General features: G+C 73.4%; 24 protein-coding genes. 13 read left to right on the top strand and 11 right to left on the bottom strand.

The features are described from left to right. Positions 1-28 precede the first annotated feature (28 nt). On the bottom strand, positions 29-394 hold the full coding sequence (locus ACWEK3_RS15635) for a cupin domain-containing protein (RefSeq protein WP_361420590.1): 366 nt from the start codon (positions 392-394) through the stop codon (positions 29-31). A 229-nt stretch (positions 395-623) separates the two neighbouring features. Here ACWEK3_RS15635 and ACWEK3_RS15630 point away from each other — a divergent pair, with 229 nt between their 5' ends. Then, on the top strand, positions 624-1,541 hold the full coding sequence (locus ACWEK3_RS15630; RefSeq protein ID WP_453249883.1) for an aminoglycoside phosphotransferase family protein: 918 nt from the start codon (positions 624-626) through the stop codon (positions 1,539-1,541). A gap of 956 nt (positions 1,542-2,497) precedes the next feature. Here ACWEK3_RS15630 and ACWEK3_RS15625 read toward each other — a convergent pair. After that, entirely contained in the window at positions 2,498-3,523 is a 1,026-nt protein-coding gene (locus tag ACWEK3_RS15625; RefSeq protein WP_453249882.1) for a cytochrome c oxidase assembly protein, read from the bottom strand. 443 nt (positions 3,524-3,966) lie between these two features. Between ACWEK3_RS15625 and ACWEK3_RS15620 the strand changes: the two genes are divergently transcribed. The 6 genes from ACWEK3_RS15620 (at position 3,967) to ACWEK3_RS15595 (ending at position 10,466) form a co-directional block, all read left to right on the top strand. Further along, positions 3,967-5,760, top strand: coding sequence for a bifunctional metallophosphatase/5'-nucleotidase (locus ACWEK3_RS15620; protein ID WP_450541891.1), 1,794 nt, complete (start codon positions 3,967-3,969; stop codon positions 5,758-5,760). Between the two features lie 415 nt (positions 5,761-6,175). After that, positions 6,176-8,485, top strand: coding sequence for a heavy metal translocating P-type ATPase (locus tag ACWEK3_RS15615; protein ID WP_453249910.1), 2,310 nt, complete (start codon positions 6,176-6,178; stop codon positions 8,483-8,485). Between the two features lie 129 nt (positions 8,486-8,614). Beyond that, on the top strand, positions 8,615-8,872 hold the full coding sequence (locus ACWEK3_RS15610; RefSeq protein ID WP_365430362.1) for a DUF1876 domain-containing protein: 258 nt from the start codon (positions 8,615-8,617) through the stop codon (positions 8,870-8,872). A gap of 169 nt (positions 8,873-9,041) precedes the next feature. Continuing rightward, positions 9,042-9,308 carry a hypothetical protein gene (locus ACWEK3_RS15605; protein ID WP_453249881.1) on the top strand — a complete coding sequence of 89 codons (267 nt, stop codon included), beginning with the start codon at positions 9,042-9,044 and terminating at the stop codon, positions 9,306-9,308. Beyond that, positions 9,305-9,760 carry a cyclic nucleotide-binding domain-containing protein gene (locus ACWEK3_RS15600; protein WP_450541888.1) on the top strand — a complete coding sequence of 152 codons (456 nt, stop codon included), beginning with the start codon at positions 9,305-9,307 and terminating at the stop codon, positions 9,758-9,760. The genes ACWEK3_RS15605 and ACWEK3_RS15600 overlap by 4 nt, the downstream gene beginning before the upstream one ends. A gap of 40 nt (positions 9,761-9,800) precedes the next feature. Then, positions 9,801-10,466 (top strand): CBS domain-containing protein, encoded by a 666-nt coding sequence (locus ACWEK3_RS15595; protein ID WP_450541886.1) that lies wholly within the window; start codon positions 9,801-9,803, stop codon positions 10,464-10,466. A 146-nt stretch (positions 10,467-10,612) separates the two neighbouring features. Here the strand turns inward: ACWEK3_RS15595 and ACWEK3_RS15590 are convergent, their stop codons facing one another. Both ACWEK3_RS15590 and ACWEK3_RS15585 read right to left on the bottom strand, forming a co-directional pair. Continuing rightward, positions 10,613-11,506 carry a universal stress protein gene (locus ACWEK3_RS15590; protein WP_450541884.1) on the bottom strand — a complete coding sequence of 298 codons (894 nt, stop codon included), beginning with the start codon at positions 11,504-11,506 and terminating at the stop codon, positions 10,613-10,615. A 115-nt stretch (positions 11,507-11,621) separates the two neighbouring features. Further along, positions 11,622-11,954, bottom strand: coding sequence for an Hsp20 family protein (locus ACWEK3_RS15585; protein WP_453249880.1), 333 nt, complete (start codon positions 11,952-11,954; stop codon positions 11,622-11,624). Between the two features lie 97 nt (positions 11,955-12,051). Between ACWEK3_RS15585 and ACWEK3_RS15580 the strand changes: the two genes are divergently transcribed. Next, the gene (locus ACWEK3_RS15580; protein WP_450541881.1) at positions 12,052-12,633 is read left to right on the top strand and encodes an Rv1733c family protein; all 582 of its coding nucleotides are present in this window, start codon (positions 12,052-12,054) and stop codon (positions 12,631-12,633) included. A gap of 3 nt (positions 12,634-12,636) precedes the next feature. Here ACWEK3_RS15580 and ACWEK3_RS15575 read toward each other — a convergent pair whose 3' ends face one another. Together ACWEK3_RS15575 and ACWEK3_RS15570 are read right to left on the bottom strand one after the other, a co-directional pair. Beyond that, on the bottom strand, positions 12,637-13,764 hold the full coding sequence (locus ACWEK3_RS15575) for a baeRF2 domain-containing protein (protein ID WP_450541879.1): 1,128 nt from the start codon (positions 13,762-13,764) through the stop codon (positions 12,637-12,639). 54 nt (positions 13,765-13,818) lie between these two features. Next, entirely contained in the window at positions 13,819-14,031 is a 213-nt protein-coding gene (locus ACWEK3_RS15570; protein ID WP_384438227.1) for a hypothetical protein, read from the bottom strand. A 294-nt stretch (positions 14,032-14,325) separates the two neighbouring features. Between ACWEK3_RS15570 and ACWEK3_RS15565 the strand changes: the two genes are divergently transcribed. Next, a complete protein-coding gene (locus tag ACWEK3_RS15565; RefSeq protein ID WP_450541877.1) occupies positions 14,326-15,066 on the top strand; it encodes a PP2C family protein-serine/threonine phosphatase in 741 nt (246 codons plus the stop codon). 28 nt (positions 15,067-15,094) lie between these two features. Here the strand turns inward: ACWEK3_RS15565 and ACWEK3_RS15560 are convergent, their stop codons facing one another. Further along, positions 15,095-15,739 (bottom strand): protein-L-isoaspartate(D-aspartate) O-methyltransferase, encoded by a 645-nt coding sequence (locus ACWEK3_RS15560; protein WP_383131694.1) that lies wholly within the window; start codon positions 15,737-15,739, stop codon positions 15,095-15,097. Positions 15,740-15,848: 109 nt separating this feature from the next. Here ACWEK3_RS15560 and polX point away from each other — a divergent pair, with 109 nt between their 5' ends. After that, the gene (gene polX / locus ACWEK3_RS15555) at positions 15,849-17,576 is read left to right on the top strand and encodes a DNA polymerase/3'-5' exonuclease PolX (RefSeq protein ID WP_450541874.1); all 1,728 of its coding nucleotides are present in this window, start codon (positions 15,849-15,851) and stop codon (positions 17,574-17,576) included. A 119-nt stretch (positions 17,577-17,695) separates the two neighbouring features. Here polX and ACWEK3_RS15550 read toward each other — a convergent pair whose 3' ends face one another. Beyond that, a complete protein-coding gene (locus ACWEK3_RS15550) occupies positions 17,696-18,511 on the bottom strand; it encodes an SAM-dependent methyltransferase (RefSeq protein ID WP_384438215.1) in 816 nt (271 codons plus the stop codon). Positions 18,512-18,677: 166 nt separating this feature from the next. Continuing rightward, complete coding sequence (locus ACWEK3_RS15545; protein ID WP_450541870.1) at positions 18,678-20,141, bottom strand: PucR family transcriptional regulator; 1,464 nt, start codon at positions 20,139-20,141, stop codon at positions 18,678-18,680. A 158-nt stretch (positions 20,142-20,299) separates the two neighbouring features. On the opposite strand from ACWEK3_RS15545, the gene ACWEK3_RS15540 reads away from it, so the two are divergent. From ACWEK3_RS15540 to ACWEK3_RS15530, 3 genes are all read left to right on the top strand, one after another. Then, a complete protein-coding gene (locus ACWEK3_RS15540; protein ID WP_450541868.1) occupies positions 20,300-21,457 on the top strand; it encodes a CaiB/BaiF CoA transferase family protein in 1,158 nt (385 codons plus the stop codon). 21 nt (positions 21,458-21,478) lie between these two features. Further along, positions 21,479-22,669 (top strand): acyl-CoA dehydrogenase family protein, encoded by a 1,191-nt coding sequence (locus tag ACWEK3_RS15535; RefSeq protein ID WP_453249879.1) that lies wholly within the window; start codon positions 21,479-21,481, stop codon positions 22,667-22,669. 404 nt (positions 22,670-23,073) lie between these two features. Next, complete coding sequence (locus ACWEK3_RS15530; RefSeq protein WP_453249878.1) at positions 23,074-24,336, top strand: MalY/PatB family protein; 1,263 nt, start codon at positions 23,074-23,076, stop codon at positions 24,334-24,336. 68 nt (positions 24,337-24,404) lie between these two features. Here ACWEK3_RS15530 and ACWEK3_RS15525 read toward each other — a convergent pair whose 3' ends face one another. Together ACWEK3_RS15525 and ACWEK3_RS15520 are read right to left on the bottom strand one after the other, a co-directional pair. Further along, complete coding sequence (locus tag ACWEK3_RS15525; RefSeq protein ID WP_450541863.1) at positions 24,405-25,745, bottom strand: MFS transporter; 1,341 nt, start codon at positions 25,743-25,745, stop codon at positions 24,405-24,407. Further along, on the bottom strand, positions 25,742-26,407 hold the full coding sequence (locus ACWEK3_RS15520; RefSeq protein ID WP_450541861.1) for an ArsR/SmtB family transcription factor: 666 nt from the start codon (positions 26,405-26,407) through the stop codon (positions 25,742-25,744). The genes ACWEK3_RS15525 and ACWEK3_RS15520 overlap by 4 nt, the downstream gene beginning before the upstream one ends. Positions 26,408-26,599: the final 192 nt, after the last annotated feature.

Here is a 26,599-nt window from a genome sequence, read left to right as displayed (position 1 = left end):
GTCGGGCGGTGTCCTGTCCGCCCCGCGCCTACACTCCGCCCGGCTTCGCGTACCGCTGTGCCATGGGGCCCGCGAAGTCGTACACCACGACCTGCTCGTCGCCCACGACCCAGGCGTCGTGTCCGGGCGAGCAGACGAAGACGTCGCCCGGTCCCACCTCGGCCTCGCCGCCGTCGTCCATGGCCAGGTGCATACGGCCCTGTACGACATAGCTGTTGTGGTGGACCAGGCAGCTGCGCGTCCCGGCGATCGGGCCGACCGACTCGGACCAGCGCCAGCCCGGTTCGAAGGTGGCCACGGCGAAGTCGAGTCGGGTGAGGTGGACGGCTTCGAGGTGGCCCCGTGGGAAGTCGCGCCGCTCGTCCGGCTTCTCGACCGTCTTCACTTCCAGCATGACGGTGATCTCCCTTCCGGCCGTTGATCCCTGCGGCCGGGGCCGGTCTCCGTCTCCGCGCCGACGCGCACGGTACCGGCGGGGGCCGAGCCCCGCGCTCTCATCGTCTCCCCGCCGAGGGGCCCTCGCCAATCGGCTCCCGCGGGCGGGCACGGCGCCCGGACGGGTTCCGGGCCGCCGGGCAAAACCAGTTGACCGGACCACGGGACACCTCGTTCGATGGCTGCCCATGTGTGCCGACAGCTCGCGCCCGGACCAGCCGGACTTCGACGACTCGCTCGTGCTGCGGCTGATCGCCGCTCAGTTCCCGCGGTGGGACGGGCTTCCCGTCCGGCGGATCGGCTCCGCCGGCACCTCCAACGTCATGTACCGGCTCGGCGAGGACATGGTCGTACGGCTGCCCCGCACCGCCGGAGCCGCCGAGGACGTCGAGAAGGAGCACACCTGGCTGCCCCGGCTCGCACCGTCGCTGCCGCTCGCCGTGCCCGTACCGCTGGGCATGGGGGCGCCGGACGACGGCTGCCCCTGGCCCTGGTCCGTCTACCGGTGGATCGGCGGGGAGATCCCGGCGGTCGGCGCCGTCGCCGAGCCGCTCCGGCTGGCGTCGGACCTGGCGCGGTTCGTCACCGCGCTGCACCGGATCGATCCCGCGGACGGGCCGCCCTCCTACCGCGGTGAACCCCTGGCCGCGCGGGACGCCGAGACCCGCGCGGCCATCGCCGCGGTGCGCGGCGCCGTCGACCCGGACGCGGCCGAGGCCGCCTGGGACGAGGCGCTGCGGGCACCCGGTCCGGACGGGCCGCCGGTGTGGATCCACGCCGATCTGCAACCCGGGAACATGCTGCTGGCCCGGGACCGGCTGTGCGCGGTGATCGACTTCGGCTGCCTCGGGCTGGGCGATCCCGCCGTCGACCTCCTCGCGGCGTGGTACGTGGTGCCGGACACCGCACGGCCGCACTTCCGCACCGCCCTGAACGTGGACGACGCGACCTGGGCACGGGGACGAGGCTGGGCCCTGTCGGTCGCGCTCATGGAACTGTCCCACTACCGCGACACCAACCCGTTCATGGCCCGCGTCGCCCGGCACGTCATCACCGAGATCCTCCACGACCACAGCACGGCGCGGGCCGGCATTCGGCGACGGTGACGGCTGCGCAAGCAGACCGGCGGACGGTCGCGGCGACGGCTGCACGAGCGGACCCGGACAGACCAACAGATGGCCGCGGTGACAACCACACGCGCCGAGCCGGAAAGACCCGCAGACGGTCGCAGTGAGCCCCACGAACCGCGACGGACAGACCAGGGAGACGGCCGCGGTGACGGCTGCGTGAGCGACGCCGGACAGACCGGCAGGCGGCAGCGCGAGCGGCGCCGAGCGGGCCGGCAGGCGGCCGTGGTGACGGCTCCACAAGCCCCACGCCGAACAGACCCGCGGACGCCGCGGTGACGGCTGCGCGAGCGGCGCCGGGCAGGTCGGCAGGCCGCAGCGGTGACGGCTGTGCGAGCCACACCAGACAGGCCGGCGGACGGACGCGGTGACAGCTCCACGAGCCGCGCCGGACAGACCAGCAGGAAGCCGCAGTAACAACTCCACGACCAGCCCGAGACGGGCCAACGAACGGCCGCGGAGACCGCGGCGTGAGCGACGCCGGACAGACCGGCAGGCGGCAGCGCGAGCGGCGCCGAGCAGACCAGCAGGCGGCAGTGGTGGCGGCTGTACGAGCAGCCCCGGACAGGTCGGCAGGCGGCAGGCGGCAGCGGTGACGGTTGTGCCGGCCGCGCCGGGCGGGCCGGTGGACGGCCGTGGTGGCCGCTGCGGGAGTGGCCGGATCACGGGCCGTGGGTGGGGTGGCGCGGGCCGGGTCGGCTTGTGCGGCGCCGCCAGGGCGAAGGAGTTCTCCGGAGCGGCCCTACGGAAGTCGGCGATGCGCAGGTCCGGCCGACGGCGGTACGGGGGCGTACTCGGCGTCGGTGCCGTCCTCCAGGACAGCGCAGACACGTCCGTAGGTTCGCGGCCGGCGGCCCGGCGCGGACGCCGAGTGCGCCGGGGTACGACGGCGCACGAGCCGGCCCGCCGGCCTTTACGGGAGAACTGGGCCGGGGTCAGCCAGTGCCGCGCTGCCGCCTGATCCTGTCGGCCACCTCGTTCCGCTCGGTCTCCCACCAGGGGCGGACGAGCACGGGCGCGGACGCCGGGACCTGTTCGCCGGCCGGCCGGGACGGTACGGCGACGCGGGCGAGTTCCTGGTCGAGGCGGCGGTCGAGGGCGGCGTTCTGGACGCGTTCGGCGCGCGCCCACTGCACCAGGATCGCCAGGATGAAGGGAAGCGCGACCAGTTCGGCGATGCTGACCATCGCGCCGCCGCCGACCTGCTGGTCGTGGTGGACGTCCGTGACCCAGGCAGGCGCGTGGTGCAGGTACCAGGCCCCCGCGATCAGCGTCCCGTGGGTCATCACCACGACACCCGGCAACGCGTCGACGATGCCGTCCAGGAACACCAGCGCGGCCCGCACCGGATGAGTGCACCAGGACGGCAGCGCCCGCTCGTGGGTGAGCACCGGGACGACGAACAGGCAGCCCGCGGTGAGCAGATGCAGGTACATCAGCTCGTGCAGCCAGCCGACGCGCAGCGCGGTGGCGAAGTACGGCGTGAAGTACACGACGAGTTCGGTGGCGAGCACGAGGGCCGTACTGACCAGGGGAAAGGTGAGCACACGCACCAGCCGCCCGGTCATCGCCCGCCGGACCCGCTCCGCTCTGCCCTCCGGCAGCGCCTCCACCGCGAGCCGCAGCGGGTCGCCGAGGGCCAGGCCGAGGGGCGCGACCAGGTCGAGCAGGATGTTCTGCACGGCGGCGGGCCAGAACAGGACGTGGTCGTACACGGCCAGCGCCGACATCGTGGCCACCACCAGCGTGCCCAGTCCGAGCAGCGCGAAGGCGGCGGTACGGGCGGGCGACCAGCTCCTGCCCCGCCGCCGCAGCCGCAGCACGCCCCAGCCGTACAGTCCGCCCAGAACGGCCACCACGACCAGCGCCGGGACGTCGGCCTGCCACGAGGACAGCAGACGACCGAGGGTCGGCTCGGCGAGTTGCCCGGCCGACAGTTCGGTCACCGCGCCAGGAATCATGCGTTTCGCTCTCCATCCACCCACAGGGGACGAGTCGGTTCATGCCTCCTGCGGACGGTAGTCGCCGGCGGCCGCGCCCGGGACGGCAGGGTGAGGGCGTCCGGCGCGTCGCGTCAACACGGCACCACGCCCGGGATGGGGCCGCTCAACCGGCCGAACCGCCCGGAAGCCGGGCCTCCCGAGGGGGCCACGGAGGCCGAGCGGGCCTCGCCCGAAGGCGTCCACGCGCCCCGGCCGAGCGACGACTTCTCACGGATTCCTCACCGTGGACTTACCGCGACGACCCGCTCTCGGCGTGCACGCGAATCTGGCAAAATCGCCCTGAACTGCAAACTTCCGCCAGATGGGAACCTGTCCGTAACCACGAAGTTCCTGACAACTACGCGCGTTGACTCTAGGCTGCGGCCTGCTGCCCCACTCTTTCCAGTCACATCAGGAGCACCATGTCGCCGACCCACTCCCGCCGCCCGGCTCCGCGAAGAGCCCTCATAGCGGCTCTCGCCGCGGCCGCCACGCTGGCCACCGCCGGTGCTCTCGTCGCGGCCAACCCCGCGCAGGCCGGCCCCGACGCCGGCTCGACCCCCCTGAAGGACCTCCAGCTCCTCGCCATCAACGACTTCCACGGCAACCTGGAGCCGCCGGCCGGCTCCTCCGGCCGGGTCACCGAGCGGCAGGCCGACGGCACCACCAAGGACATCGACGCCGGCGGCGTGGAGTACCTGGCGAGCAGCCTGCGCACCGCGCGCACCGGCCACGACCGGTCGCTGACCGTCGCCGCCGGCGACATCGTCGGCGCCAGCCCGCTGCTGTCCGGCCTCTTCCACGACGAGCCGACCATCGAGGCGATGAACAAGCTCGGCCTGGACGTCACGGGCGTGGGCAACCACGAGTTCGACGAGGGCAAGGACGAGCTGCTCCGCCTCCAGAACGGCGGCTGCCACCCGGTCGACGGCTGCTACGCCGAGGGTCGCAAGTTCAAGGGCGCCGACTACCCGATCCTGTCGGCCAACGTGATCAACGAGAAGACCGGCAAGCCGCTTCTCAAGCCGTACGTCGTCCAGAACGTCAAGGGCGCGAAGGTCGGTTTCATCGGCGTCACCCTCAAGGGCACCCCGAACGTCGTCACGGCCGCGGGCGTCAAGGGACTGAAGTTCCTCGACGAGGCCGAGACGATCAACAAGTACACCAAGGAACTCCAGCAGCAGGGCATCCACGCGATCGTGGCGCTCGTCCACGAGGGCGGGTTCCCGGCTTCCTCGGCGTACAACTACGACTGCGACGCGGGCGGCAGCACCGGGCTGAGTGGTCCCATCGTGGACATCGCCAAGAAGGTCGCGCCGGAGGTCGACGCCCTCGTCACCGGCCACACCCACAACGCGTACGTCTGCTCCATCCCGGACCCGGCGGGCCACCCCCGCCTGGTGACCAGCGCCGCCTCCTACGGCCGGCTCTTCACCGAGCTGAACATGAAGTACGACCCGCGCACCGACGACATCGTCCGCGCCACGGTCAAGGGCTCCAACCGCGTCGTCAACCGGACCCAGTCCAAGGCGGCCGACCTGACGCAGCTGCTCGACGACTGGCAGACCCTGGCCGCGCCGGTCGCCAACAAGCCGGTCGGCTACATCACCAAGGACGTCACCCGCACCGGTGCCGTCGAGTCGCCGCTGGGTGACCTGATCGCGGACGCGCAGCTGGCGCACGCCAAGTCCCTGGACAGCCGTGCCGTCGTGGCGCTGATGAACCCGGGCGGCATCCGTGCCGACCTGGTCTACGCCGCCTCCGGCAAGGAGGGCGACGGCGTGGTGACCTTCGGCGAGGGCTTCGCGGTGCAGCCCTTCAGCAACACGGTCAACCTCAAGAACCTGACCGGCGCGCAGCTGATCACCGTACTGAAGCAGCAGGTCAGCGGCAGCAACGCCGCCGCCCCGAAGTACCTGCAGATCTCCTCCGGCCTCACCTACACCCTGGACCTGACCAAGACGGGCGCCGACCGCGTCGTCGAGGACTCCATCCGGCTGGACGGCAAGCCGATCGACCCCACCGCCACCTACCGCGTCGCCATGAACTCCTTCCTGGCCGACGGCGGTGACGGCTTCACCGAGTTCGCCAAGGGCACCGACCAGTTCGTCGGCAGCGACGACCTGGCCGCCCTGGTCGACTACCTGACGGCGAACACCTCGGCCGCCGCGCCGTACGCGCCGACCGCCGCCGACCGGGTCACCGTCGTCAAGTAAGCGACGATCCGACCGATCGGACGAGGGCGGGCCTTGTACAAGGCCCGCCCTCGCGTGTGTCCGCGGGCGGTGCGGCGGACCGGCCGGCGTCGGCGGGGGCGCCCGCCCGATGGCCCGGCGCCCGGCGCGGCAGGGTCCGGAAGGGCCCCGGACAGTGCCGTTCGGCCCTGGCTCCGACTCCCGGCCGGGCGGAGACTGGGAGGGACCGCCGTACGGGGCCGCGCGCGGCCGGGACGTGGCGTCCGGCCTGCGCCCGCAACAGGAGGTACGCCATGACGGGAGCGGTCGCCGGACCCGCCCGCCTCACCGCGTGGGCGGCCACGGTGCTCCCCCGCCACCCCGCCTCGCTGCCGAGCCGTGCGCGGCGGCTCCCGTGAGCGCTCCGGCCGGGAGCCGCGGCACGCCCGGCAGGCCGCTGCGCCGACTGGCCAGGGCACTGACCCCGACCACCGCCGAGTTCCAGCCCGTGCTCCTGGCCGTCACCGCCGCGGCCCTGATCGCCGGAGGCGTCTCCTGGCTGGCCGGGAACACCGGCCTGGCCGACGTGTGCTGGGGGCTCGGCACCGTCGCCGCCGTCGTGCCCGCGCTGGGCTGGGTGGTGGCCGCGCTCCGCCAGGGCCGTACGGGCGTGGATCTGATCGCGGTTCTGGCGCTCGGCGGCACCCTGGCGGTCGGCGAGTTCCTCGCCGGCGCGCTCATCGCCCTGATGCTCGCCACCGGCCGCACCCTGGAGGCCGCGGCCGAGCGACGTGCCTCCCACGAGCTGGTCGCCCTGCTGGAGCACGCGCCCCGCACGGCCCGCCGCCGTGCCGGCACCGTCGTCCGCACGGTGCCGCTGGCCGAGGTCGGCGTCGGCGACCTGCTGGTGGTGGGTCCGGGCGAGGTCGTCCCCGTGGACGGCAGGGTGGTGGACGCCCTGGCCGTGCTCGACGAGTCGGTGCTCACCGGGGAGGCCACTCCCGTCGAGCGGGCGCGGGGCCAGGAGGTGCGCAGCGGTGTGGTCAACGCCGGCGACGCCTTCGAGCTGCGGGCCGCGGCGACCGAGCAGGACAGCACGTACGCCGAGATCGTGCGGCTGGCCCGGCAGGCGGGCGCCGAGTCGGCCCCCCTGGTCCGCCTGGCCGACCGCTACGCGGCCTGGTTCCTGCCGCTGTCCGTGGCGACCGCCGGACTGGCCTGGCTGCTCAGCGGGTCCGCGGTGCGCGCGGTGGCGGTCCTCGTGGTCGCCACGCCGTGCCCCCTGCTGCTCGCCGCTCCGGTCGCGATCGTCTCCGGTCTGTCCCGGGCCTCCCGGCTCGGTGTGGTGGTCCGTGACGGCGGCGCCCTGGAGAACCTCGGACGGGCCCGTACGCTGCTGCTGGACAAGACCGGCACGCTCACCGGCGGCCGGCCGCGCGTGGTCGACGTGACCGCGGCGCCCGGCTGGAAGCCCGCCGACGTGCTGCACCTGGCGGCCACCCTCGACCAGTACTCGCCGCACGTCCTGGCGCGGGCCATCGTCGACGCGGCGCACGAGCGCGGGCTGGACCCGGGCGTGGCGCTGGAGGTGTCGGAGGAGGCCGGCCGGGGGATCTCCGGCGTCGTCGGCGGGCGCGGGGCGACCATCGGCCGGCTGCCCGCCGGTACGGAGGCTCCCGCGTGGGCCCGGGCGGTGGAGAACCGGGCGATGCTGGACGGCGCCGCGGTGGCCTGGCTCACGGTCGAGGCCCGGCCCGTCGGTGCCGTGCTCCTGCGCGATCCGGTGCGGCACGACGCCCCCCGGACGCTGCGTCGGCTGCGCACGGCGGGCATCGAACGGATCGTCATGCTCACCGGGGACCGGCCCGAGCCCGCCCGTGAGGTCGCCGCCGTCCTCGGACTCGACGGCGTGCGCGCCGAGCTCTCCCCGGCCGGCAAGGTGGCCGCGGTCCGCGCGGAGCAGGAGCGCGCGGTCACCGTGATGGTGGGGGACGGCGTCAACGACGCACCGGCACTCGCCGCCGCGGACGTCGGTGTGGCGATGGGGGCGCGCGGATCCTCCGCCTCCTCCGAGGCCGCCGACATCGTCCTGACCACCGACCGCCTGGACCGGCTGGCCGACGCGGCCGCGGTCGCGGTGCGCGCACGGCGCATCGCGGTGCAGAGTGCCCTCGGGGGCATGCTGATGTCCCTGGCCGCCATGGTCGCGGCCGCCTTCGGGCTGCTGCCGCCCGCGGTGGGCGCGCTGCTCCAGGAGGGGATCGACGTCGTGGTGATCCTCAACGCGCTGCGCGCCCTGCGCACGGACCGGGCGGCCCAGCCGGCGCTCGAACCCTCCACTCAGGCCCTCATCCAGCGCTTCGCCGCCGAGCACGACGACCTTCAGGACGTCCTGGAGGCGGTGCGCTCGGCCGCGGCCCGGCTGGCCGTACGTCCCGGCCCGGACGCTCTGGCGTCGGTGCGTGAAGTGCACCGGCTGCTCACCGAACGGCTGCTGCCCCACGAGTACGCCGAAGAGCACCAGCTCTACCCGGCGCTGATGCCCGCGCTCGGCGGCCCCGAGGCGACCGCCACCATGAGCCGGGCCCACGCCGAGATCGAGCGGCTCTCCCGGCGCATCGCCACGCACCTCTCGCTGGCCGGCACCGAGGGTGCCCTCGCCCCCGAGCAGTCCGAGGACCTGCTCGCCTGCCTCTACGGCCTGCACACCGTGCTGCGCCTGCACTTCGCGCAGGAGGAGGAGAACTACTTCTCGCTCGCCCCGTGAACCCCGGCTCCGGCCTCGGCTGCCGTCCGAGGGCCGGGGGCCTTTCGGCTCTGGCGCGGCCGCGGGCGTGCGCGCAAGGTGAGAAGTGGCGGGACAACCACGTACGGAACTCGCACGGAAGTGGTCGCGATGGAAGCCAAGCAGTGGACCGTGCAGATCTACATCACCGAGGACGGCGACGACACCCACGCCCGTGCCGTCCTCAGCACCCGCGAAGCGTCGACGGTCACCGGTCGGGGCGTGGCCCGGCGCAACCCCATCGACCGTCCGATTCCCGAGATCGGGGACGAACTCGCCGTCAGCAGGGCCCTGGAGGACCTCGCGATCCGGCTGCACGACGTGGCCTCCGACGACATCGTCGAGCTGGCCGGTCCCGCGCCCGCCTGACGGACGTCCTCGCGGCGTGCGGCGACGGCCCGCCGGCGCCATTTGGGGCCGAAGGGCCCCCTGGCGGGCCCGAGCGGCCCGTGGCGGCGCGGGCCGTACGGGAACAGGCTGGATACAGCAGCGCAGCGGCATCCCGGAGCGGGGCGACCGGCATAACCGGAGGGGGACGATGACGGACAGCCCCACCACCGCGGGCCTGGTCAGGAGCGGACTCGACGCCCTGTTCAGGCCCCTCGGCGGGCCCGGCCGCACGGTCGCCGGACCCACCGGGCGCGACGGCGGCCCGGTCCAGGGCTCGGCCCGTGGCCGCGCGGACTGCGGACGGTGCGCCACGCGGTACGCGGTCGGTGCCGGCCGCACCGGGGACGCCGCGGCGCCGCACGACGAACTCGCCGACCGAGCGAGGCGGCAGGAACGAGAGGAGCCGGAGCGATGACCTCCACCACCACCCGGGCCGCGGCCCTTCCGGCCGAGCACCGTGCGCGGCTCATGCGGTTCGCCCGCGAGACCTCCTTCGACATGGGCGCCCGTCTGTTCCACGAGGGGCGGCACGCCGACCGGTTCTGGATCATCCGGACCGGCACCGTCGCCCTCGACCTGCACGTCCCGGGCCGGAGCGCCGCCGTCATCGAATCGCTGGGCCACGGCGAACTGCTCGGCTGGTCCTGGCACTTCCCGCCCTATGTGTGGCAGCTGGGCGCCGAGGCCACGAGCCCGGTGCGGGCCTACGAGTTCGACGCCGAGGCCGTGCGCAAGCTGTGCGGGGAGGATCCCGAGTTCGGTCGCGCCGTCGCCGCCTGGGTCGGCGGTGTGGTCGCCCACCGGCTCCACGCGGCCCGCATCCGGCTGCTCGACCTGTACGCCCCCTACGGCAGCGGGGGCCGGTGAACCCGCCCGCACCCGCATCCGACGTCCCGAGGAGGAGACCGTGCACGGCAGCCCGCACATCGTGAGCGACGTCATGACGCACACCGTCGTGGCCGTCGGTCGTGACGCCCCGTTCAAGGAGATGATCAACCTCATGGCGCAGTGGAAGGTCAGTGCCCTTCCGGTGCTGGAGGGCGAGGGACGCGTGATCGGTGTCGTGTCCGAGGCCGACCTGCTGCCCAAGGAGGAGTTCCGCGACAGCGACCCCGACCGGTTCACCCAGCTGCGCCGGCTGTCCGACCTGGCCAAGGCGGGCGCGGTGACGGCCGGGGAGCTGATGACGACTCCGGCGGTCACCGTGCACTCCGACGCCACGCTCGCCGAGGCCGCGCGCATCATGGCCCAGCGCCGGGTCAAGCGGCTGCCCGTCGTCAACGGCGAGGGGATGCTGGACGGCATGGTCAGCCGGGGCGACCTGCTGAAGGTGTTCCTGCGGTCGGACGACGACCTCGCCGAGGAGGTCCGCCGGGAGATCGTCTCCTACCTCTTCCCCGCCCCGCTCGAACCGATCCACATCGGCGTCCGCGACGGCGTGGTCACGCTCACCGGCCGGATCCGGGACAGCTCGCTGGTGCCCGTGGCCGCCCGCCTGGTACGGGCCGTCGAGGGAGTCGTCGACGTCGAGTGCGACCTCACGAGCGGCTCGGCGCTGACCGAACCGCGCTGACCGAACCGCGCTGAGCGCATCGCGCCGGTGCCGTCGCCTCCCCGGCGGCGGCCGGTGCAGCCCGCGGGCCGTGGGGCGGCGGCCACGGCCCGACGGACCGCGCGATCACATCGGTCGTGCAGGTCGTACCGGTCATCCGGGTCCGGTCAGTCGTGGGGTACGAGCACGACCGGGCGGGTGACGTGGTGGACGAGGGCGTGCGCGACGGGACCCGCGTGCGCGATCACGGGGTACTTTCTGCGGCGGCCCACCACCAGCAGGCCCGACCCGCTCACGGCGCGCGGCAGAACGTGGGCCGGGCGCCCCTCGTGCAGGGTCTCGGTCACGTACACCGCGGGGAACTTCTGCCGCCAGGGCTCCAGCAGCGCGGCGAGTTCCCGCTCCGCCTCCTGCCGCAACGATCCCCGGGTCCGCGCGTCCGGCAGCCCGTGGGTGAGCGGCACGTGCCAGGCGTGCACCACGCGCAGGGGCGCCCTGCGCAGTTCGGCGGCGCGGAAGGCGAAGTCCAGCAGGTCGTCGCAGGGGCCGTCGGTGTCGACGGCGACCGCCACGTCACGGTGCGCGGTCCGCGTCGAGGGACGTCCGGAGACGTCCGGCAGATGTTCGCTCTCCGCGGTCTCGCCCGCTCGTACGAGGACGACGGGCCGCTCGGCGTGCACGGCGGTCGCCATGGCCACCGAGCCCAGGACGAAGCCCCCGACCGCGCCGAGCCCCTGGCTGCCGATGACCAGCAGTTCGGCGTCCTCCGCCTCGTCGAGCAGCGCGGGACCCGGCTGCCGGTGCACCTGCTCGCCGGACAGGTCCAGCCGCGGGTACGACTCGGTGAGCTGGGTGACCGTGTCCCGCAGCATCCGCCGCGCGCGGGACTGCGGCACCCGCACCTCGGGCAGGTCCGCTCTCCCGGCGGTCTCGGGCAGGCCCTCCCAGGCGTGCACCAGCCGGAGCGGCAGCCCTCGTCGCAGGGCTTCCCTGGCCGCCCAGTGGGCCGCGGCGAGGCTCTCGCGCGAGCCGTCCAGGCCGGCCACGACGGGTCTCAGCATGACGGTCACCTTCCTTGTCCCCCGCGCTTGTCCCCCTTCTTCCCCGTTCTCCCCCGCGGGTGCGCGGTCGGCGCCACACCGGCCGCGCACCGCGGGTGCGGCAGATCGCCCCTGCTCAGACGTGCCGCACCGGGATGGTCCTGGTGCCCGTCTTCTCCTCCGGGACCGGGACCTTGATGGTCAGGACGCCGTCCTCGTACTCCGCGTACTCCGCGCCCGCCCCGTCGCCCCGGGCCCCGGCCTGAAGCCGAACCGAGCGGACGAACGTGCGCAGCGGAGCTCCGTGCGGTGCTTCTCCTCCAGTCTCGCGCGTTCGAGCCGCGGCGGCGCTGGGCCGACCGGCCTGGTGGGTGGCGGACGGTGGGCCCGAGGTCCCGCCCCGGCGGGGACGAACGGCCGGTGTGACCGCGTCGGGCGGCCCCAGGACGGCGGCCCGCGAGGCTGTCACGCTGGGGTGGAGGAAGCCGCGCGGGCGACCGTCCGCTCGGCGCGTCGGGGGTGGCCGGAGGACCCGGGGGGTGGTCGAAGGACCGAAGGGAGCAGCGATGAGGGCGAACAAACCCGTCCGGCGTCCGCTGTGGCGGTGGCGGAGCAACCCGATGCGCCGTCGCGAGGACGTGATCGAGGGCTGGGTCCTGCTGGCCACGTGGGCCGTCATCGCGGTGGGGGCTCCCCTGGCGGGCGTGGTCGTCGGACAGGCGACGGCGGACGGCCTCGCCCGGCAGCAGGTGGAGCGGCACCCGGCCACCGCCGTCCTGGTCCACTCGGCGCGGCCCGGCGGCGACAACGTGACGACGCCGGACGACCGGGTCGTGGGAACCGTCCGCTGGACGGCTCCGGACGGTACCCGGCACGAGGACCGGACCCTCGTCGCGCCCACCCTCGCGGCGGGAGACCGGATCGCGGTGTGGACCGATCCGCACCACCGGGTCACACCCCCGCCCCTGGCCCCGTCCGAGGCCGCGTCGCAGGCGGCCGCCACGGGCGCGTTGGTGTCGCTCGCCCTCGCGGGTGCCGCCGGCGGCGGATGCTGTGCGGTCCGCGCCGCGCTCGACCGGTGCCGCGCCCGCGCCTGGGAAGCCGAATGGCGCAAGGTCGGACCGCAGTGGGGCCGCGCGGCACGCTGACGATCACGGCCGTGGTGCCCCCGGTGTGCCCGGGCCGTTCCGGGGCAGCGGATAGCGCAGCAGGACGCCGACGCCCTCGTGCAGCCGCAACTCCCGCTCCGGCACCAGGACCAGTTCCGCCCTCGTGCCGACCAGCGCCCGGGTCAGCGCGGCGTCGGCGCGCTCCTCGCGCACGTCCTGTACGCCGTAGGAGCGCAACTCCTCTTCGGTGAGGGCGAGTTCGCCTGGTTCCGGGCCGACCCACAGGCGCAGCGGCGATTCGGGGTGGTTGTTGAGGAGCAGGGCCTTGACCCGGCCCCGTTGCAGGGCCGACACCGCGGCGGAAAGCCCCTCGGCCGTCGCTCCGCCGTGCGCCCGCTGGGCCAGGAAGACGTCCAGCAGACCCCGGTCGTGCGCGGCCATGCGTCCGCTGAAGAGACTTTCGAGCCGCTGCTCCAGCAAGGCCCGCCCCGGCACCCACTCGCCCGTGCCCTCCACCGTGGTGATGTGTCCGCGCAGGGGCGGGGGAAGCCGGTTGACGAGGATGCCGCGGGCCCAGACGTCTCCCGCGACGACCACCGCCTCGCAGTCGGTGCGCCGTGCGTGGCCCTCCAGCTCCCGGCCGATCACCTGGGCCGCCCGCGGCCAGTCGCCCACCGGGATCTCCTCGTGCAGTCGGTGCCCGGGCGCGACCCTGGTCAGGGGCCAGGTGCCGGCCTCGGCGTCGACGCGCACGGTGCCGGTCGCGTCCGTGGAGTGGCGTCCGCCGTAACGGACGTGCACCGCCAGGTAGGGGATCCCGGGCGCGTGCTGGACGATCAGCGGCATGGTGTCCGGCAGCGTTCCGAAGTGCGCCGTGTCCCGCGTGGGCGGGAGCGGCAGCTCGTCCAGCAGGGCCGCGTGGCCGTGCGCGGTGAACACCGCCTGTCCGTGCGGGCCGGGTACCTCCGTGTCGCTGCCCACCAGGTCGGCCACCGCGGTGATGGTGCTCCGGTCCGCCCCCTCGGACATCAGGGCGTCCCGCAGATGCCGCCACCGCAGTGCTATGGCCGTGTCGGGGTCCGCGACGGCGCTGTCTCGGGAGGTGTCCAGATACACCGACGCGAAGGGACCGGACTGCTTGTACAGAGGTTCGAGAAAGGAAAGTCTCATGGTCGCTCCCGACTGCCCCGTCGCCCCGCGCCCGCCCGTGCGGACGACGCGGGCCTACAGTCCCTGGGCGAGCAGGAGCTCGTGGGCGAGGCGCGCTCCCTGGGCCGCCTCCTCGGGCGGGGTGTCCTGTGACGGGATGTTCTCCAGACCGCGGGCGAGCGCCCGTACGGCCTCCGCCAGCGTCGCCGTCTGTGCTTCCAGCCGACTCAGCCGGGCCTCCAGCTCGGGCACGGCACTGGCTGCTGCGGCTGTGTGATTCTGCGTCATGTCCCGGGTCCTCACGGGTGCGGCAGGCCGGGGTCGGAGTCGGGCTTGGGCCGCGGAGCGGCAGTCCGGGCCTCTTCGCCGACGGCCCGACGTTCGAAGTCGCTCACGGCAACCTCCTGGCAAGCTCCCGGCCGGCTCGCCAGTCACCCACCTGGTCAGTCTCGCACCGATCCGACCGGCCCGCCGCCCCACACAGGGGGCCGGGCTGCCCGGGCTGCACGGCCCGGCGGACCACCCGACAATGGTCTCGGCGCACGATCCGCCCCGACGCGCAGGGGAAGGCGGTGACCTGTGATGACGTACGTCGCTGTGAGTGCGCTGAGCCATCCCGGACTGGTCCGCGAGCACAACGAGGACAGCCTGGTCGCCGGGCCGTGGACCCTGTGCTCCACGGTGACCGAGAATCCGCAGACGCTGGTGTTCCCCCTCGGGACGCCCCTCGTCGTCGCGGTCGCCGACGGGATCGGCGGCCAGCCCGGCGGTCATGTGGCCAGTGCCCTGGTGGTCCGGCAGCTCGCTCTGGCCGGGCCCGGCCTGAGCGACGAGGACGACGTCCGCGAGGTCCTGCACGCCTGCAACCGCCGGGTGTACGCGGCCGCGGAAGGCGACGGGCCGGCCACGATGGGCACCACCGTCGCGGGCGCCGTCGTCCTGCCCGGGTCGCTGCTGGCGTTCAACGTGGGCGACAGCCGGATCTTCGCCGCACCCCGGGACGGGCTGCTCCAGCTCAGCGTGGACGACAATCCGCCGACCCCGCCGGGGCAGCGCACGACGTCGCTCCTGACCCAGGCCCTGGGCGGCGGCCGGAAGTACCACGCTGTCACCCCGCATGTGACGGCCTGCCCCCTCGCCGCGGGCGACCGGTACCTGATCTGCACCGACGGCCTGACCGACCCGGTGCCGAACGACGTCCTGGACGACCTGCTGCGGGAGTTCGACGACGGCCGGGCGGCCTTCGAACTGTGGAAGGCCGCCATCGAAGCCGGCGGGCCCGACAACATCACGCTCGCCGTGGTGCGGGTGGTGGATCAGTGACCTCCCGTCGGCCCAGCGGTCCGAGGGCTCAGGAGGAGAAGCCGTACCGCCCTCGCAGGCGTACGAAGCACGCGGGCGTGAGTGTCCGCCACGGCTCCAGTCCCCGCTCGGTGCGCAGGAAGGAGACGACCTGCTCCCGGCCGCCGGGCCCGATGGGCTGCACAAGGCGGCCGCCCGGACGCAGCTGCGCGGCCAGCGGCGCCGGTACCTCCGGGAAGGCGGCGGACACGACGACCGCGTCGTAGGGAGCGCGGTCCGGCACCCCGCCACTGCCGTCCCCGACGCGCAGTTCGATGTTCCGCAGGCCCTGAGCGGCGAGGTTGCGACGTGCCCGCTCCGCGATGTCCGGCCGCATCTCGACGGTCACGACGTCGGCGGCCAGTGCGGCGAGCAGCGCGGTCTGGAAACCGAGTCCGGTACCGATCTCCAGGACGTGCTCGTCCCCGCTCAGGCCGAGGCCGTCGATCATCATGGCGGAGAGCGAGGGCTGGGTGGTCACCTGTCCGTGGCCGATCGGAAGCGGCACGTCGCGGTAGGCGTCCGCGCAATGGGCGGCGGGCACGAACGCCGCCCGGGGCGTCGCGCGCACCGCCTGGAGCAGCCGCTCGTCACCCACGCCGGCCGCGCGAACGGCCCGCACGAGAGCCTCGGCCGGCTGGGCGGCTTCGGACATGGCGCTTCTTTCCCTGCGGGGCCGGAGGGTGAGCATGCCGTCGGGCTCGCCCCCTGCAGTCATCGTCGCACCTGGCCCGCCGGACGGGTCGGTTCCTAGACTGTGAGACGTGGTTCGGGCCAACGAGGAGGTCGAGGCGCTCCTCCAGGAGTACGCGGACCTCATCGCCATCACCGGAGGCGACGCGTTCAAGGCGCGCGCCTACGAGAAGGCCGCCCGCGCGATCGGCGGCCACCCCGCCGACGTCTCCCACCTCGATGTCGCGGGTCTGAAGGAGATCCCGGGCGTGGGCAGGTCGATCGCCGAGAAGGTCGTCGAGTACCTCCGCACCGGCAACGTCACGGTGGTGGAGGAGACACGGGCCAGGATTCCGGCGGGGGTACGGCAGTTGATCACCATCCCCACCCTCGGGCCCAAGAAGGCGATGGCCCTCTACGAGGACCTGCACATCTCCTCGGTGGCCGAGCTGGCCGACGCGATCAAGGCGGAGAAGCTGCGCGACCTGAAGGGCTTCGGGAAGAGGACCGAGGAGAACATCCTGCACGGCATCGCCCTGATGCAGCAGGCCGGGGAGCGGATCCTGCTGGGCACCGCCATGGAGTCCGCCGAGGACATCGTCGCCGAACTCTCCCGGATCACCGGGTGCGCGCAGTGCGCGTACGCGGGGTCGCTGCGCCGCATGCGGGAGACCATCGGGGACATCGACGTCCTCGTCGCCGCCGACCGGTCGGCGCCCTTCATGGGCGCGCTCACCGAACTGCCCTCCACCGCCGAGGTCATCGCGCACGGCGCGAAGAAGACCTCGATCCGTACCGTCACGGGCGTCCAGGTCGACCTGCGCGTGGTGCGACCGGACTCCTGGGGTGCCGCGATGCAGTACTTCACCGGTTCCAAGGCGCACAACATCCACACCCGCACGATCGCCGTCCACCTGGGGTTGAAGCTCTCCGAGTACGGTCTGTTCGACGCCGAGAACGGACAGCGGGTCGCCTCCCGCTCGGAGGACGAGGTGTACGCGAGGCTCGGCCTGCCGTGGATCCCGCCCACGCTGCGCGAGGACCGGGGCGAGATCGAGGCCGGCCTGCGCGGCGAGCTGCCCGAGGTGGTGACGGAGGACGATGTCAGGGGTGATCTGCACACCCACACCGACCTCACCGACGGTCTCGCCCCGCTGGAGGAGATGGTGGCCGCGGCCGCCGACCGGGGCTACGCGTACTACGCGGTCACCGACCACGCGCCCGGCCTCGCCATGCAGCGCATGACGGAGGAGAAGGTCCTCGCCCAGCGCGAGCGGGTGCGGTCACTGGACGGCCGGCACCACGGGATGCGGCTGCTGCACGGCACCGAACTCAACATCGGCCCGGACGGGGACGTGGACTGGCCCGACGAGTTCCTCGCGGGCTTCGACATCTGCGTGGCCTCGGTGCACTCCCACTTCGGGCTCGGCCGCGAGGCGATGACCCGGCGGCTCGTGCGCGCCTGCGAGAACCCCCACGTGCATGTCATCGGCCACCCCACCACCCGTCTGATCGGCAGGCGGCCGGGCATCGACGCCGACCTCGACGAGGTCTTCGCCGCCTGCGCCCGCACCGGCACGGCCCTGGAGATCAACGCCCAGCCGGACCGCCTCGACCTGGGCGACGAGGACATCCTGCGGGCCAGGAGCCACGGCGCGAAGTTCGCCGTCGACTCCGACGCCCACTCCCTCCTCCACCTCGCCTACCTGCGCTACGGAATCGGCACGGCCCAGCGCGGATGGCTGACCCCGGACGACGTGATCAACACCTGGCCGCTGCGGCGACTGCGCCGCTTCCTGCGCAAGGACCGGGCCGCCTGACGGGCACACCCGTGCCGGCGCTCCGGGCCCTGGTCGCCCCGGGCGGCCCAACGGCAGCGGCCGTGACCGGACCGCGGTGGGGTGCTCCGGTCACGGCCGCGGGACGGCTCGCACGGGTGTCACGGCTTGCGCGCGAGGCCCCCGTGCTCGGCGACGGGCGCCACGGCGGGGGCTTCGGGGTCCGGACGCCAGTGCGGAACCGAGACGACCCCGGGCTCCACGAGCTCCAGTCCGTCGAAGAACGCCGTGATCTGGTCGACGGTGCGCAGGTTGTACGGAATGGCGCCGCTCTTGTTGTAGCCCTCCTGGGCCTCTTCGAAGTCCGGGTCGGTGCCCAGGGACCCGTCATTGATGGAGAGGTAGCTGCCGGACGGCAGTGCGTCCAGCAGCCGGGAGACGATGGAGCGCGCCTGGTCGTAATCGGCGACGTGACCAAGGATGTTGCTGAGGATGAGGCCGATGGGACGGCTGAAGTCCAGCGTGTCGGCGGCGGCCGCGAGGATGCGGTCCGGGTCCAGCACGTTGGCGTCGACGTAGGCGGTCGCCCCCTCCGGAGTGGAGTAGAGCAGGGCGCGGGCGTGGGCCAGGACCATCGGGTCGTTGTCGACGTAGACGATCCGGGCCTCGGGGGCGATGCGCTGGGCGACCTCGTGCGTGTTGTCGGCCGTCGGCAGGCCGGTGCCGATGTCCAGGAACTGCCGGATGCCCGCCTCGGCGACCAGGTAGGTGATGTTGCGGCGCAGGAAGCCGCGGCTGCTGCGGGCGATGGTGACGATGCCGGGGAAGACGGCGGTGTAGGCGTCGCCGGCCTCCTCGTCGACGGCGTAGTTGTCCTTGCCACCCAGCCAGTAGTTCCAGATCCGAGCCGAGTGCGGCACCGTCGTGTCTATCTTCTGGTGCGCCGCTGGGTCGGGGCTCGTCGCGGGGTGGGTCATGGGTACCGTCCGTTCTCCGTCGCGCGGGTTGTCCAACGACAAACTACGTTCCGAAAGCCCCGCTGTGCACGCCAGTTCACGTTTCCGTCAGTGGTTTTCCCGAAAGATCGCGACCTCGGCACCAGGTGGGCACCCGCGACCGCGCCCGGCGCGCCCCGGCCGTCCCCTACACCATCCCCCGGCGGCGCAGAAGCAGCCACAGTTCCGCGGTGACGTCCGGGTCGGTGAGATCCACGCCGAGCAGCGTCTGGCAGCGCGAGACGCGGTGCCGGAGCGTGTTGCGGTGGACACCGAGCGCGCGGGAGGCCGCCTCCCACTGGCCGTGATGGCGCAGGTAGCCGACGAGGGCCTGGCGCAGGACATCGGTCAGCCGGTCGCAGGCGGCGGCCATGCGCGCGACCGGATCGCCGCCGTACGGCCTCGCCGACAGGTGGGCGAGCAGCCGGGTTCCCGGAGCGAGGTCCGCCAGCGTCGCGGCGGCGACCGCGCGGACGGCCGGTGCCCGCCCGACCGGGACCACCTCCGTCAGTACGGCCGCGGCGTCGGCGTCCGCCCGCCGTACCGCGTCCTCCAGGCACGCGGTCGGGGGATGGTCCGCGGGGACCAGGAACCAGGCCGCCCGGTCGTCCGTCCGTACGGCGATCGCCTCCGGGCACCAGCGGCGGACCACTCCAATGAGGATGTCGCTCGCCCGGCCCCTCACCGCCAGGACGCGGACGTGGTCCGGCGGGCTCGGTGCCCGCACCGCGCCCGCGAGCCTCCGCGCGGCGTCCAGGTGCCCGAAGCCGACCAGCAGACCGACGCAGCGCTGCCCTTCGTCGGCCACGGATTCGGCGCGCGAACCGCGCACCGCGTCCAGGCTCAGCAACGCCGACGCCGTCAGCACGGCTCTGCGCCTCGTGGGATCCAGTGGCGTCGAGGTGCCGACCGCGAGGAACCCCGCGGCCCGCTCGTGCCCGGCCAGCGGGAACACGATCACCGCTCCCGACCCGGTCGCGAACGAGGCGGCGGAGTGCGCTCCGGCGCCCTCCAGCCGGACGATCTCCCCGCGTACCCGCTCGGCCTGCTCGGCGGCCCCGGCGGGGAACACCTGGTCCACCTCGCCCGCCGCTGTGTAGGCCGCCGCCCAGGCGTCGAGCGACCGGCCGAGGGTGCGCAGGACCGTGGCGACCGGATCGGCGGACGCGGCCGCGTCGACGAGCGCCCGTTGCGTCGCCAGGACGTCCTTGAGGTGCTGCTCGGCCGTGCGGGAGACGGCGGCCCAGTAGGCCTTCGTGATGCGCAGGAACGGCGTGGGGGGCGGGACGGTGAGCAGGCACAGCCCCAGCTTCCGGCAGGCCGCCAGGAGCGGCGCCGGAACCTCCGCGTGCACCGGGCCGAGGCCGAGGGCCAGCGCGGTCAGCTCCGCCTCGACCAGGCGGCCGACGTACCGTTCGCAGCCGAGCTTGTTCCGGGGCAGGGACAGGCCCGTCGTCAGCAGCAGCTCTCCGCCGTTCAGATAGCCGGTCGGATCGAGCAGTTCGCTGATGTGCACGGCCGACACCTCCCGCCCCGAGGCGGCGAACCCCTCGGCCGGCGCGAGATCCGTACCGAGCACCCGGCACAGCGAGGTCACCGTCGGAACCGTCACGGGTGCTCCTGCGCGAGATCCGTCAACGAGCGCTCCTGTGCGATCTGTCCAATGCGGGCCCTGCGAGGTGCATTTTATCCAATGAGAGATCCGCGCCTTCTCCGTACGGTCGTCCCGTCCCGAACGGTCGTCCCGTCCCGAACGAACGGAGAATGGTCATGCCCGTCGATCCGCCCGCGGCGCCGCTCGACGGCCTGCTCGTCGCGGACTTCAGCCGCGTCCTGGCCGGCCCGCTGGCCTCGGTGATGCTGGCGGACCTGGGGGCCACCGTCATCAAGGTGGAGCGCCCGGGCTCCGGCGACGACACCCGCGCCTGGGGTCCGCCGTGGACGGACGACTCCAGCAGCTACTTCGAGTGCGCCAACCGCTCGAAGCGGTCCGTGACCCTCGACCTGTCCGACCCGGAGGACCTCCGGCTGGCCCGGACACTGGCCGCGCGGGCCGACGTCCTGGTGGAGAACTTCAAGGACGGCGCACTCGCCGCACGAGGACTCGACTACGCATCCGTCCGCCGCGCGAACCCGGGCGTCGTGTACTGCTCGGTGACCGGCTTCGGCCGCCACGGCGGCGCGGCGCTGGCGGGCTACGACTTCCTCGTCCAGGCGCTGGGCGGTCTGATGAGCATCACCGGCGACCCCGGCGGCGACCCGCAGAAGGTCGGCGTGGCCCTGGTCGACGTACTGACCGCCAAGGACGCGGCCATCGGCATCCTGGCGGCGCTGCGGGCCCGCGAGCAGAGCGGGCAGGGGCAGCGGGTCGAGGTCAACCTGCTGTCCAGCCTGCTGGGTTCGCTGGCGAACCAGGCCTCGGCGTACCTGGCCACCGGCCGCGCCCCGGGACGGATGGGCAACGCGCACCCGTCCATCGCCCCGTACGAGACGCTGCGCTGCGCGGACGGCCTGCTGGCCATGGCGTGCGGGAACGACGGGCAGTTCCGCCGGCTGGCCGAGGTGCTGCACGCGCCGGACCTGGCCGACGACGAACGCTTCGCGACCAACCCGGCCCGGGTGCGCAACCGCCGCGAACTCGTCCGGGCGCTCGAGGAACACCTGGCGCGCGACACGGTCGAGACCTGGATCGAGCGGTGCACCGCGGTCGGTGTTCCGGCCGGAAGGGTCGGCACCATCGCCGACGGCATCGCCCTGGCCGAGTCGCTCGGCCTCGAACCGACCGTCCGGGTCGGCCCCTCGTCGCCGCCTCAGATCCGGCACCCCGTCACGTACTCGGCCACCCCGGTCACCGGCTACCGGCCGCCGCCCCGTCTCGGCGAGCACAGCGACGACGTACGCCGCTGGCTCACCGACCCCACCCACTGATCCGCCACAGGAGAAGACCCCATGAACGCACCGGCCGAACTGCCCCCGCTCGACCCCCGCGACCCCGCCGGACTGCACGACCTGCTCACCCCGGAGGAGAAGGCGGTGGCCGCCTCGGTGCGCCAGCTCTGCGGCCAGCACGTCGACCCCTTCGTGGCGGACTGGTTCGAGCAGGGCACCATGCCCGACATCCGCGGCCTGGCCAAGGAACTCGGCGCGCTGGGCGTGCTCGGCATGCACCTGGAGGGCTACGGCTGTGCGGGCATGTCGGCCACCGAGTACGGCGTGGCCTGCCTCGAACTGGAGGCCTCCGACTCCGGCATCCGCTCGCTGGTCTCCGTGCAGGGCTCGCTGGCGATGTTCGCCATCTGGAAGTGGGGCACCGAGGAGCAGAAGCGGCAGTGGCTGCCGTCCATGGCCGCCGGTGAGGCGATCGGCTGCTTCGGCCTCACCGAGCCCGACGCCGGCTCCGACCCCGGCAGTATGCGCACCCGGGCGCGGCGCGACGGTGACGACTGGATCCTCGACGGCCGCAAGATGTGGATCACCAACGGCAGCGTGGCCGACGTGGCCGTGGTCTGGGCCCGGACCGACGAAGGGGTGCGCGGCTTCGTGGTACCCACCGACACCCCGGGCTTCTCCGCCCCGGAGATCAAGCACAAGCTGTCCCTGCGTGCCTCGGTCACCAGCGAGCTGGTCCTGGACGGGGTGCGCCTTCCCGCGGACGCCGTGCTCCCCGAGGTCCGCGGTCTGAAGGGCCCGCTCAGCTGCCTCAACGAGGCCCGCTACGGCATCGTCTGGGGAGCGATGGGCGCGGCCCGGTCGTCGCTGTACGCCGCCCAGTCCTACGCGGTGGAGCGGACCCAGTTCGGCAAGCCGATCGGGGCGTTCCAGCTGACCCAGCAGAAGCTGGCCGACATGCACCTCGAGTACACCAAGGGCGTGCTCCTGGCGCTGCACCTGGGCCGGCGCAAGGACGCCGGCACGCTCCGGCCCGAGCAGGTGAGCCTGGGCAAGCTCAACAACGTCCGCGAGGCACTGGACATCTGCCGCACCGCCCGCACGGTCCTCGGGGCGAACGGCATCTCCCTGGAGTATCCCGTCATCCGGCACATGAACAACCTGGAGTCGGTGCTGACCTACGAGGGCACCGTCGAGATGCACGCGCTCGTGGTCGGGCAGGCGGTCACGGGACACGCGGCGTTCCGGTGAGCGAAGGCGGGGGACGGGGACCGCGCGACGGCGGAGGCCGGCCCCCTCGGTCACCTGCCTCGGCTCCAGTCCCCGCGGACCGCACCACCCGTACCCCATGGACCTGGCGGGGCCCGGAGCGCAGGTGCGGCTACTGGACAAGGTGGCACCGGTGTTCGAAGCCGAACTGACGACCGTCCGGGCGAACTGGCAGAGCCCCTGACACCGACGCCCCGGCCGTACGGCCCGCCGGGACCGATCCCACCGGCGACCGGTCCGGCAGCCACCCGCGCGGTTCCGCGCCACGGCGGGGGCCGGCCGCCTCGGTGACCTGCTGACCCGCACGTGGGGGCCGGGGTACCGTCCAGCGAGACGACCACACCGCACCGCCGAGGCCCGGTCCGCCCGGGCGAGGGGAGCACCGCATGAGCGAGTCCACCCACCAGGCAGCCGCCGAGCCCGACGACGGCGGCCGGACCGATCCGCTCGTCCAACTGTCCCTGGAGCAGTTGCGGCAGCGCTCCAGCATGAAGTGGCGCGCGCACCCGGAGGACGTCCTGCCGCTGTGGGTGGCGGAGATGGACGTCCCCCTGGCACCCGCCGTCGCCGACGCCCTGCACCGGGCCGTCGCGCTGGGAGACACCGGATACCCCCACGGCACCGGCTACGCCGAGGCCCTCGCCGCCTTCGCCGCCACGCGCTGGGGGTGGGACGGCCTGCGCGTGGAGAACACGGCGCTCGTGCCCGACGTGATGCTGGGCATCGTCGAGGTCCTCCGTCTGATCACCGGCCCCGGCGACGCGGTCGTCGTCTGCTCGCCCGTCTACCCCCCGTTCTACGCGTTCGTCACGCACGACGGCCGGGAGGTCGTCGAGGCCCGTCTCGGCCCCGACCTGCGAATCGACCTCGCCGGCCTCGAGGACGCCTTCATACGCGCACGGCGCCACGGCCGCCGCGCGGCGTTCCTGATGAGCAACCCGCACAACCCGACCGGTGTCGTCCACACCCGCGCGGAACTCGAGGCGATCGCCGCGCTCGCCCGCCGGCACGGTGTCCGGGTGGTCTCCGACGAGATCCACGCCCCGCTGGTGCTGCCCGGCGCCGTCTTCACGCCCTTCCTCAGCGTTCCCGGCTCGGAGGACGGCTTCGCGCTGACCTCCGCGTCCAAGGCTTGGAACCTGGCCGGTCTCAAGGCCGCCGTGGCCATCGCCGGAACCGAGGCCGCGGACGACCTGCGCCGGATGCCCGAAGAGGTCGGCCACGGCCCCAGCCATCTGGGCATCCTCGCCCACACGGCGGCGTTCCGCGACGCGGCCGACTGGCTCGACGAGCTGCTGCTCGGGCTCGACGCCAACCGGAGCCTGCTGGGCGAACTGGTGAAGGAACACCTCCCGGACGTGGGGTACGTCCCGCCGCAGGGCACCTACCTCGCCTGGCTGGACTGCACCGGGCTGGGGCTGCACGCCGACGGTCCCACCGACGGACCCGGCATCGTGAGCGACCTCGCCGGACCGGCGAAGCTGTTCCTGGACGAAGCTCGCGTCGCCCTCAGCTCCGGACACGTCTTCGGCAGCGGCGGCGCGGGATGCGTACGCCTCAACTTCGCCACCTCACCGGCGATCCTGCGTCAGGCGCTCACGCGCATGGGCCGCGCGGTCGCCGGCCTCGGGCAGGCATCCCTCCCCTGACGCGCTCGGGGTGGGTCTCGGCGGACGCGTCGAGTCGGCCGCCACGCGGCCCTCGACGCGTCCGGACATCACGACCCGGCACTCGTACCGGCCGGCTCGGCCTCCTCCCCGGATCGCCGCTCCGGGGCGCGGCGCCCGTCCGGGCGGTCCATCTCGCGCCATTCCGGCCGTAGTCCGGTCAGGCTCGTGGTGAGGAAGTACGCGGCCCCGCCGGCGAGCAGCACCGGTACGAGTCCGGCGGAGGCCACCGCCGCCCCCGCGACCAGTCCGCCGAGGGGGATGCCGGCATAACCCAGGGAATTGCTGAGCGCCTTGACCCGGCCCAGCATCCGGCGCGGGACCCGTTCGAAGAAGACGGCTCCCAGCACCGGGTTGACGAAGCCCGCGCCGAACCCACTGAGGGCGAACACGGCCAGCACCGCCGCCAACGGCGCGTCGGAGGCGAGGATCAGGAATCTCGGCGCGCCCGCCAGCAGGAACCCGGTGAAGAACACCAGCCGGCGCCGCAACCGCCGCGCGGCCACCGAGGCGATCAGGCTCCCGAGGACGGCCGCGCCTCCCATGACGCTGCCCACCACGCCGATCACGCCCGGCCCGTTGCCGGACTCCTTCGCCCAGACGGGTACGAGCACCGAGGTGAACGCCGCGTCCAGCAGATTGGTGACAGCGACCATGACGATGACGCTCAGCAGCAGCAACTCGCCGCGCAGAAAGGTGAAGCCTTCCGCGAACCGCCGCCAGTAGCCCGGTTCGGCCGCCCCGGCGGCCTGCGACGGCGGCTCATCGGCGGCACGTCCCATGCCGGGCGGCAGCGACAGCCCGATGATCACCGATCCGAGGGCGAAGCAGCCCGCGTTGACGACCAGTCCGGTCAGGGGGCCGAGCAGCCCCACGAGCGCGCCGCCGACCGCCAGGCCCAGGGTGGAGGCGAGCCGTTCGGTCACCCCGGACAGACCGGTGGCCCTCTCCAGTGGCACCCGGCCGCGCTCGGCCGCCTCGGGGACCATCACCTCCTTGGCCAGGTCGCCGGGTCCCCGGGCCGCGCCGATCAGCGCGACCAGGGCCAGCAGGAGCGGGAAGGACAGCACGTCCAGGGTGTGGAACAGAGGAACCGCGGCGGCCGCGGCCGCGCTCGCCAGATCGGTGGTCCAGGACACGGCCCGCGGGCCGATCCGGTCCACCAGCGGTCCGGTGAAGGCCTTGACCAGCACGTAGGGGGTCATCTCGCAGAAGGCGGCGAGTCCGGTCTGGGTGGCGCTGCCGGTTGTGACGAGGACGAACCAGGGCAGTGCCACAACGGAGACCCGGGTGCCGGTCAGCGACACGGCCATGGCCGCCAGCACCCCGACGAGCGGCCGCAAGGACCGCTTGCCGGGTATGCCGCCGGCCTCGGAGGCGTCGTGGGTCATGGCGTCGGGCTTCCTTCCGCTTCCTGAGGGCCGGAAGGGAGCGACGACGCGGCAGGCGCATCCAGTTCGGGCAGGATCTGTGTGATCACGGCGACCCGTTCGGCTCCCTCGGGGGCGCTTGCCGCCGTCTCCGGCGCGTCTCGCCGGTAGCGCGCGATGACTTCCGTCAACTCCCGGTACAGGGCGACGGCTTCCTCGGGCGTGAGCCGCAGGGCCCAGTCGCTCATGTCGAAGGTGTTCCGCCATGCGCGGGGCATCGTCTGAAGCTCGTTCAGGGTCTGCTGCGTGCGCAGGGTGTAGATGGCGGCGACAGACTGCTGGTAGGCCAGTGCGGCCTCGGGCTCGCGCTCGGCCAGTTCCCGGTCGTTGAACCAGGTCGTCCGGTGCACCGAACGCCACCAGCGCTCGCGCGCGTTGCCGCGTTCGGAGTCCTCCTCGACGAAACCGGCCGCGGCGAGCTGGCGCAGATGGTAGCTAGCCGTACCGGAGTTGACCCCCAGCCGCTCCGCCAGGCGGGTCGCGGTCGACGGGCCGTACTTCCGCAGCAGCCCGACCACCTGCACACGTACCGGATGCGCCAGGGCACGCAGCCCCTTGGCATCCAGAACCACCTCGTCCGCTTCGTTGTGCGGCCCCTCCGGGCCCGCTCCTGTTCCGGTCATGTCACGCACGGTAGACCACAAACAGTTCTTCGCAAAGACTTCTTCGCGAAGAAGTCTTTGCGATGACGGCCGAGATGCGAGCGCGGGCCACCAACCCATTGCCCCCTACGGATGTGATGTATACAGTGTGTGCACTGCATCCAATAGGAGCGGGGAGCACGGACGGCCGCGGTGGCACACACGAAAGGGGCT

The organism is Streptomyces sp. NPDC004721 (assembly GCF_053601495.1).
This window is presented reverse-complemented; position numbering and strand designations above follow the sequence as displayed.

Excerpts from the sequence above, each read along its gene's own strand:
- ACWEK3_RS15570 (WP_384438227.1), bottom strand. The coding sequence starts at position 14,031 with ATGACGCAGAATCACACAGCCGCAGCAGCCAGTGCCGTGCCCGAGCTG.
- ACWEK3_RS15605 (WP_453249881.1), top strand. The coding sequence starts at position 9,042 with ATGACGGACAGCCCCACCACCGCGGGCCTGGTCAGGAGCGGACTCGAC.
- ACWEK3_RS15600 (WP_450541888.1), top strand. The coding sequence starts at position 9,305 with ATGACCTCCACCACCACCCGGGCCGCGGCCCTTCCGGCCGAGCACCGT.
- ACWEK3_RS15610 (WP_365430362.1), top strand. The coding sequence starts at position 8,615 with ATGGAAGCCAAGCAGTGGACCGTGCAGATCTACATCACCGAGGACGGC.
- ACWEK3_RS15620 (WP_450541891.1), top strand. The coding sequence starts at position 3,967 with ATGTCGCCGACCCACTCCCGCCGCCCGGCTCCGCGAAGAGCCCTCATA.
- ACWEK3_RS15520 (WP_450541861.1), bottom strand. The coding sequence starts at position 26,407 with ATGACCGGAACAGGAGCGGGCCCGGAGGGGCCGCACAACGAAGCGGAC.
- ACWEK3_RS15550 (WP_384438215.1), bottom strand. The coding sequence starts at position 18,511 with ATGACCCACCCCGCGACGAGCCCCGACCCAGCGGCGCACCAGAAGATA.
- ACWEK3_RS15630 (WP_453249883.1), top strand. The coding sequence starts at position 624 with ATGTGTGCCGACAGCTCGCGCCCGGACCAGCCGGACTTCGACGACTCG.
- ACWEK3_RS15575 (WP_450541879.1), bottom strand. The coding sequence starts at position 13,764 with ATGAGACTTTCCTTTCTCGAACCTCTGTACAAGCAGTCCGGTCCCTTC.
- ACWEK3_RS15590 (WP_450541884.1), bottom strand. The coding sequence starts at position 11,506 with ATGCTGAGACCCGTCGTGGCCGGCCTGGACGGCTCGCGCGAGAGCCTC.
- ACWEK3_RS15530 (WP_453249878.1), top strand. The coding sequence starts at position 23,074 with ATGAGCGAGTCCACCCACCAGGCAGCCGCCGAGCCCGACGACGGCGGC.
- ACWEK3_RS15565 (WP_450541877.1), top strand. The coding sequence starts at position 14,326 with ATGACGTACGTCGCTGTGAGTGCGCTGAGCCATCCCGGACTGGTCCGC.
- ACWEK3_RS15635 (WP_361420590.1), bottom strand. The coding sequence starts at position 394 with ATGCTGGAAGTGAAGACGGTCGAGAAGCCGGACGAGCGGCGCGACTTC.
- ACWEK3_RS15560 (WP_383131694.1), bottom strand. The coding sequence starts at position 15,739 with ATGTCCGAAGCCGCCCAGCCGGCCGAGGCTCTCGTGCGGGCCGTTCGC.
- ACWEK3_RS15625 (WP_453249882.1), bottom strand. The coding sequence starts at position 3,523 with ATGATTCCTGGCGCGGTGACCGAACTGTCGGCCGGGCAACTCGCCGAG.
- ACWEK3_RS15540 (WP_450541868.1), top strand. The coding sequence starts at position 20,300 with ATGCCCGTCGATCCGCCCGCGGCGCCGCTCGACGGCCTGCTCGTCGCG.
- ACWEK3_RS15535 (WP_453249879.1), top strand. The coding sequence starts at position 21,479 with ATGAACGCACCGGCCGAACTGCCCCCGCTCGACCCCCGCGACCCCGCC.
- ACWEK3_RS15525 (WP_450541863.1), bottom strand. The coding sequence starts at position 25,745 with ATGACCCACGACGCCTCCGAGGCCGGCGGCATACCCGGCAAGCGGTCC.
- ACWEK3_RS15580 (WP_450541881.1), top strand. The coding sequence starts at position 12,052 with ATGAGGGCGAACAAACCCGTCCGGCGTCCGCTGTGGCGGTGGCGGAGC.